Origin of the sequence: Caldimonas sp., from assembly GCF_046291045.1 — a bacterium.
Taxonomy (GTDB): domain Bacteria; phylum Pseudomonadota; class Gammaproteobacteria; order Burkholderiales; family Burkholderiaceae_C; genus Caldimonas.
In genome coordinates this window covers 24,278-30,840 of the sequence record NZ_JBKBSL010000036.1, presented here as the reverse complement: position 1 = coordinate 30,840, position 6,563 = coordinate 24,278, and the positions used below count along the sequence as shown (strand labels likewise).

Annotated in this window: 8 protein-coding genes; 2 read left to right on the top strand and 6 right to left on the bottom strand. The window is 72.6% G+C overall.

Going from position 1 to position 6,563, the window contains the following annotated elements; genetic code table 11:
* Positions 1–72: 72 nt before the first annotated feature.
* A complete protein-coding gene (locus ACK4ZD_RS12595; RefSeq protein WP_409662594.1) occupies positions 73–900 on the top strand; it encodes a carbon-nitrogen hydrolase family protein in 828 nt (275 codons plus the stop codon).
* Positions 901–915: 15 nt separating this feature from the next.
* Here the strand turns inward: ACK4ZD_RS12595 and ACK4ZD_RS12590 are convergent, their stop codons facing one another.
* The 5 genes from ACK4ZD_RS12590 to ACK4ZD_RS12570 all read right to left on the bottom strand — a co-directional run bounded on the left by ACK4ZD_RS12590 (position 916) and on the right by ACK4ZD_RS12570 (position 3,560).
* Positions 916–1,446: a hypothetical protein gene (locus ACK4ZD_RS12590; protein WP_409662591.1), complete on the bottom strand. Its 531-nt coding sequence runs from the start codon at positions 1,444–1,446 to the stop codon at positions 916–918.
* The gene (locus tag ACK4ZD_RS12585) at positions 1,443–1,919 is read right to left on the bottom strand and encodes a phage holin family protein (RefSeq protein WP_409662588.1); all 477 of its coding nucleotides are present in this window, start codon (positions 1,917–1,919) and stop codon (positions 1,443–1,445) included. The genes ACK4ZD_RS12590 and ACK4ZD_RS12585 overlap by 4 nt, the downstream gene beginning before the upstream one ends.
* Positions 1,920–1,940: 21 nt before the next feature.
* Positions 1,941–2,333 carry a YqjD family protein gene (locus ACK4ZD_RS12580; protein WP_409662586.1) on the bottom strand — a complete coding sequence of 131 codons (393 nt, stop codon included), beginning with the start codon at positions 2,331–2,333 and terminating at the stop codon, positions 1,941–1,943.
* Between the two features lie 82 nt (positions 2,334–2,415).
* Complete coding sequence (locus ACK4ZD_RS12575; protein WP_409662583.1) at positions 2,416–2,853, bottom strand: response regulator; 438 nt, start codon at positions 2,851–2,853, stop codon at positions 2,416–2,418.
* Positions 2,854–2,921: 68 nt separating this feature from the next.
* Positions 2,922–3,560, bottom strand: coding sequence for a response regulator (locus tag ACK4ZD_RS12570; RefSeq protein ID WP_409662581.1), 639 nt, complete (start codon positions 3,558–3,560; stop codon positions 2,922–2,924).
* Between the two features lie 277 nt (positions 3,561–3,837).
* Between ACK4ZD_RS12570 and ACK4ZD_RS12565 the strand changes: the two genes are divergently transcribed.
* Positions 3,838–5,331 (top strand): sensor histidine kinase, encoded by a 1,494-nt coding sequence (locus ACK4ZD_RS12565; protein ID WP_409662579.1) that lies wholly within the window; start codon positions 3,838–3,840, stop codon positions 5,329–5,331.
* Between the two features lie 33 nt (positions 5,332–5,364).
* Here the strand turns inward: ACK4ZD_RS12565 and ACK4ZD_RS12560 are convergent, their stop codons facing one another.
* Positions 5,365–6,534, bottom strand: a complete 1,170-nt coding sequence (locus ACK4ZD_RS12560; RefSeq protein WP_409662576.1) for an FAD-dependent monooxygenase — start codon at positions 6,532–6,534, stop codon at positions 5,365–5,367.
* Positions 6,535–6,563: the final 29 nt, after the last annotated feature.

The following is a 6,563-nucleotide window of genomic DNA, read 5'->3' as shown; positions in this document are numbered from 1 at the left end:
CGCCGGCGGCCACGCGCGGCCCCAGCCCTGCGGCCCCGGGGGGCTGAGCCCCACCGCACGAAAGGAGCATCCATGCGCATCGCCGCCGTCCAGATGGTGTCCTCGACCCGCCCCGCGCACAACCTCGAGCGCGCGCGGGCCCTCATCGCCGAGGCCGCCGCGCAAGGGGCCGAGCTCGTGGGCCTGCCCGAGAACTTCGCCTTCATGGGACGGGCCGATGCCGACAAGCTGGCGCTGGCCGAGCCCCCCGGGGAAGGGCCGCTGCAGCAGGGGCTGGCGCAGGCCGCGCGCGAGCACCGCATCTGGCTGATCGGCGGCAGCCTGCCGCTGCGCACCGAGGAGGCGCAGCGTGTCACCAACACCACCCTCGTCTTCGACCCGCAGGGCCGCTGCCGTGCGCGCTACGACAAGATCCACCTCTTTCGCTACGAGGAGCAGGGCCCGGAGGGATCCAGGCTCTACGACGAGGGGGTCGTGCTGCGCGCGGGCAATCGGCCCGTCGCGCTGGAGTTGCCGTCGCGCCGGGGCGCCGCGCTGCGCCTGGGCCTGAGCATCTGCTATGACCTGCGTTTTCCCGAGCTCTACCGGGCGCTGATGCAACCGCCGTGCGACCTGATCGCCGTGCCCTCGGCCTTCACCCACACCACCGGCCAGGCGCATTGGGAGGTGTTGTTGCGCGCGCGGGCGATCGAGAACCAGTGCTACGTGATGGCTCCGGCCCAGGGCGGGCGTCACGAGAACGGGCGCCGCACCCATGGCCACACCCTGGTCATCGACCCCTGGGGCGAGGTGCTGGCGTGCGTGAAGGAAGGGGAGGGCGTGGCCCTGGCCGACATCGACACCGCGCGCATGGCGCAGGTGCGGCAGCGCCTGCCGGCTCTGTCGCATCGCCGACTGTGAGTCCCCGCGCGGCGGTCAGAAGAAAGGCGAGTCGTCGGCTGGTGGGCGCCGGATGGCGCCGCGCTCGCGCGGCCACGGCGGCGGTCGGCGCGGAGGGTGCGCCGGTCGCGGCCGGTTCAGCCACAGGCCCAACAGCGGCAGCAGCGGCTGCAGCCAGGCCAGGCCCTCGCGCAGGCCCCGCATGAAGCCCACGGCCGCGCGCGTGGCCGATACCGGCGCTTGGCCGACGCGGCGGGGGCCGGCCACCCACACCAGGGCCGCCACCAGGGCCCCGATGGCCAGGGCCCCCGGGTTGGCCAGAACCCAGCGCAGGCTCTGGCTGCGCGGAAAGGCCGCGCTGCGGCGGGGGTGGGCTGGCCAGTCGGCATCGCCGGGGCCGAGGTCGCGGTTGGGCGCCTCACCCGAGCCGCGCGGCGCGCAGGCCGGGCGCGGGGCCACCAAGGCGCGCAACTGTGCTCGCTGACGCGTCATGCGCAGCAGCAGCAGTTCGCGCTCGGCATCGCGCTGCTGCTGATCGGCGGAGCGGTTCGAGGGCGAGGCACTCATGGGTGGGCAGGATCGGTCGAAGGCGTCGCATCGGCCGGCGGTGCCCCGGACGGCGCTGCCGCCGGGGCCTCGCCCTCGCGCAGGCGCCGCAAGGTCTCGAGATCGGCGGCCAGCTCGCGGCGCAGCAGGGCGAAGGACTGCTCACCCTGCCTGAGCAGGCGCTGCACCTGAGCCACGGTCCAGGCCAGGCCCAGACACAGGGCCAGTGCCACCCCGGCGGCGGCCCAGACGCGCCAAGGCGTGTCCCAGCAGGCGATGATGACGAGGGCGCCGAGGAAGGTCACGGCCAGGCCGGCCAGCCAAACGGCCGCCAGCAGGCCGACGAGCAAGCGCGCCAGGCGCCGTTTCTCGTCTTGCCATTCGAGCTGGGCCAGCGCCACCCGATCGGCGGCCACCTCGATACCCAGCGCCACGCCGCGCTGCAGCCGCTCGACCAGCGCATCGATCTGGGGGGCGAACAGCCGCGCCAGCATGGGATGCTGCGGGCCGGCGTGTCAGCGGCGCGCGATCAGCACGCCCACCAGCAGGCCGGCCAGGGCGGCGATGCCGGCCACCTTCCAGGGCTCCTCGTGCGCGTACTCGTCAGCCACCGCCGCGGTGTGGCGCACCCGGCGGCCGATGTCGTGCGTCGCGTCGGCCACCGCCTCGCTGGCGCGGTGGAAGGAGTCCTGCAGCTTCTCCTTCAACGCACGCACCTCGGGCAGGTCGCGCACGGCCGGGTTGGACATCAGCTCGGCCAGGTCGGCCTTGAGGTCGGCCCATTCGCGCTCCAGGGTGGTGGCGCTGTCGTGCGCGGCCTGGCTCACCCCGCGGGCCACGCGGCGGGCGGCCTGCCCGGTGCGTTCGGCGGCGGCAGCGGCGGCTTCGGTGGGGGAATTGGCAGACATGGCGTTCTCCTGTGGTCGATGAAGGGAGAGGACCAGCCCATTCTAGGCAGGGCGGGCCGCGGAACACGCTCGCCGCAGCGCGTCATGGGGTCTTGTGCGGCGGGCCTTGCCCACGCAGCGCCTCCAGGGCGAGCGCCACGTGGTCGAATTCGTAGGATTTGTCGAAGAAATGCTCGGCCCCCAGGGCCGCGCAGCGCAGCCGCGCCGCCCGGGTGGCGGTGTTGGTCAGCACCAGGGTGAGCGGCCGCGGTTGCAGGCGCTGCAGGGCCTGGAGCACCCCGAAGCCGCTGCCCTCGCGCAACTGCAAGTCCACCACCACGGCATCGAACGCCTGTTCGCGCAGCGCGGCCAGGGCTCCCGCCTCGGTGTCGGCCTGCGCGGTGACGTGGAAGCCCTCGCAACTGTGCACCAGCTCGACCAGGCGCTCGCGGATCAGGGCCGAATCCTCGATCACCAACACTGCGCGCATGGGCGCGCACGCACGGGTGGCGGTGACGGCGGCGGACGAGCTGGCGTTCATGGTGGAGCAAGCCTAGCGCGGCAACCCTCGCGCGTCTGTAGGCGCGGGACTACGTGCACCCCCGGGGCCTATTGGATCAAACCGTTCTTGACCGCGTAGTATGTCAGGTCGGCGTTGCTGGACAACTGCAGCTTGGCCAGCAGCCGCGCGCGATAGGTGCTTACCGTCTTGACGCTGATGAACAGTTCGTCGGCGATCTGCGTGACCGACATGCCCGAGGCGAGCTTGCACAGCACCTGGAACTCGCGTTCGGACAGATCCTGGTGGGCCGGCCCGGCGCCGGGCTGGTCCAGCCGCTCGGCCATCAAATCGGCCACCACGGGGCTCAGGTACCGCCGTCCTTGCAGCACCACACGGATGGCGCGCAGGATCTCCGCGCCGTCGGCGTCCTTCTTCAGGTAGCCGTTGGCGCCGGCGCGCAGCAGGTTGATCGCGTACTGCTCTTCGGGGAAGGCGCTGACAATCAGCACTGGCACCTCGCCCAGGTGGTGGCGGATCAGGCGCAGCGTGTCCACGCCCGTGCGATCGGGCAGCGAGATGTCCAGCAGCACGAGGTCCCATGGGCCTTCGCGCAGCAGGGCCAGGGTCTCGGCGCTGGTCGAGGCCTCCCCGCCAACGACGAGGTCGGGTTCGGCGTCGATCAACTGGCGCAGGCCGGCCCGCACGATCTGGTGATCGTCGGCCAGCAAGATGCGTTTGCGTTCCATGCCAGGGTGCCAAGCCAGAGGGCGCCCAGTCTGGCACAGCGCGGCGGGATTCGCCAAGTCGGGCTCGGGCATGCGGACCTCCGGGGAGAAAGGGAGGGGCTGCACCGCGCAGCCCCTCCAAACACCACGGACATGAGCGGGGGAGGAGGAGGGATCCGTGGCGACACGGCCAGCGCCGGCGAAACCAGCCATGGCCGATGGGCTCATGGTAGAAACGCGGCGCGACGGCCCGTGTCATCCTTCCATCCCACCGGCCTGTCGGAATCCGCTGACATCGATGCCGCCCGCCCCCGCCCCTTCGTCGTGGTCCTTGCGCAGCCTATGGCGCGAGGCCCTGCGTCGGCTGCGTCAGGCCCACGAGGAGGTGCAGGCCGCCGCTGCGCGCTCCGGCCAGGTGCCCGCCCGGTTGCTGCGCCGCCTGGCCGTGCTCAAGCTCGCGCTGCCGCTGGTTCTGACCCTGGGCGCGGGCATGCTGTGGGTCACCGAGCGTGGTTACGAGCGTCTGGAGCACACCTACGCCGAGCTCAAGGGCTCGCGGGTGTTCTCGGCCAACCTCAACAGCCTGTCCTTCCTGGCCGCCCGCGCCGATGCCACGCAGGCCGAGTACCTGCTCACGCGCACGTCCGAGAGCCTGTCGCGCCACCGCTCCACGCTGCAGCAGATCGGCGCGATGCACCAACCCTTGATCGAGGGCGGTGCGCAGCGCGCCGACCCGCTCGATCTGGCCGTGGTCCTGCGCTACATCGACGGCGAACGCGAGGAGCTCGCCCGGCTCGACGCCCTGGGGCCGGCTGCCGCGGCGGCGCAGGTCGAGGCGGCGCTGCGGCCCAACCCCGTGCCCGACGGCAGCCTGCGCGAGGCCATCGGCCGCATGGTCGCGCGTGAGCGCGCCCTGCTCGAGCGTGCCGAGGCCGAGGCGGCCACCGAGCTGCAGCGCCAGCGCTGGGTCTCGCTGGCCGCACTGGCGGCCGGGCTGATGCTGCTCGTTCTGCTCTTCCAGGCCTATCGTAGCGAGTTCGAGGAAGAGCAGCGCATGGCGCAGCGCCTGCAAGGCGAGCGCGACCGTCTGGAGCGCGCCGTGCGGCACCGCACGCGCGAGCTCTCCGAGCTGGCCACCCACCTGCAGGAGGTGGCCGAGCAAGAGAAGGCCCGGCTCGCCCGCGAGCTACACGACGAGCTCGGGGCGCTGCTGACGGCCAGCAAAATGGACGTCTCGATGATCCTGCGCCGCGGCCTGCAGCCGCCGCAAGGCGCGATCGAGGCCCTGCAGCGCGTGCAGGCCCATCTCGAACAGGGCGTGCAACTCAAGCGCCGCGTGATCGAGGGGTTGATGCCCTCCACGCTCAGCCATCTGGGCCTGGTCGCTGCGGTCGATGCCCTGGCCGACGAGGTGCAGGCCCAGTCGGGCCTGCACATCGAGCGCGACCTGCCCGAGGCTCTGGATCTCGACCGCGAGCGCAGCATTGCCGTTTTTCGCCTCGTCCAGGAGGCCCTCACCAACGTCCAGAAGCACGCCCGCGCCCGCCGGGTCGATCTGGTGCTCGAAACGCGCGACGACAGCCTCCTGCTGCGTCTGCGCGACGACGGCGTGGGTTTCGATCCGGCCCACACGCGCAAGCTCAAGAGCCACGGCCTGCGCGGCATGAAGCACCGGGTCGACGCCTTCGGCGGCCGCTTCGAGATCGGCCCGGCCCCCGGCGGCGGCACCGTGCTGACCGTCGAGATCCCGCTGACCGATCCGCCGCAGGCTGCAGACGAGCCGGATCTGTGAACGCCCGGGCCGCGTCTGCCGCAGCGCGTCGGGCTAACGCCGGCCGAACATCATTTGTCGTGCCAGCAGCGACTTGGCCGGCGACAGGCGCTGCAGCGCCGCCAGCGCGAGCGCGCGGGCGGTGCCCAGGCCGGGCAGGCTCCAGGTGAAGCTGCGCGCCAGGAAGTCGGTGACGGCGATGGTGCCCCAGCGGTCGGGCGCGCGGGCCCATTCCACGCGGCGCAGCGCCGCGCCCACGTCGCCCTCGCGGCGCAGCCGCTGCACCAGCTCGAAGGCGTCGCGCAGGCCCAGGTTCAGGCCCTGGCCGGCCACCGGGTGCAGCGTCTGGGCGGCGTTGCCGATGCGCACCGTGCGGCCCTCGACCAGGCTGCGCTCGGCATTGAGCCCCAGCGCGAAGGCCTTGAGCGGGCTGATCGCCACCACGCGCCCGGTGTCGGGATGCAGCACATGGTTGAGCACGGCGATGCGCTGGGCATCGTCCAGCGGGCGCACGGGATCGTCGTCGCGCGGCACGCACCACACCAGCGCGGCCTCCTCGCCCCCGCGCGGCAACAGCGCCACCGGGCCGTGGGCGGTGAAGCGCTCGTAGGCCGTGCCGGCGGGCAGGCCGCGCACCGTGACCTGGCCCACCCAGGCCGTCTGGGCATAGTCGTGGTTCAACGCCTTGCGGGCCTGGTCGGCGAAGACCCCTCCTTCGGCCACGACCGCCAAGTCGAAGCGTTCGGCGATGTCGGCGTCCAGCTCCACCGCCCCGTTCAGGTTCTTCAGCGAGCGCACTGGCGTGCCCAGCCGCAAGGCCAGGCGCTGCGGCTCGGCCTCACAAGCCTGCTGCCAGGCCTGCTGTAGAGGGGCCACGAGGCTGCCGTAACGCAGCACGGCGCCCAACAGGGGCACGCCTTCCTCGAGGGCGTCGATCACCACCTCGGGCTGGTGTTGCGCCAGCAGCAGCGGCTGCTGCTGCGACACATGCACACGCCGGATCGGCTCGGCGGCGACGGCCGGCCAGACCCTCAGGCGCTGCAGCAACTGCACGCTGCCCAGCGACAGCGCCAGGGTGCGTGGGTCGGCCGCCACGTCATGCCCGGGCGGCCGGGCGTCGAAGACGCTCAGGCGGGCTTGCGGCAGTTCGCGGGCGGCCAGCAGGGCCAGCGCCAGGCCACAGGGGCCGGCGCCGACCACGGCGATGTGCAGGTCGGCAGACATGGTGGGATGAGTGATGTGGCCAGGCGAAG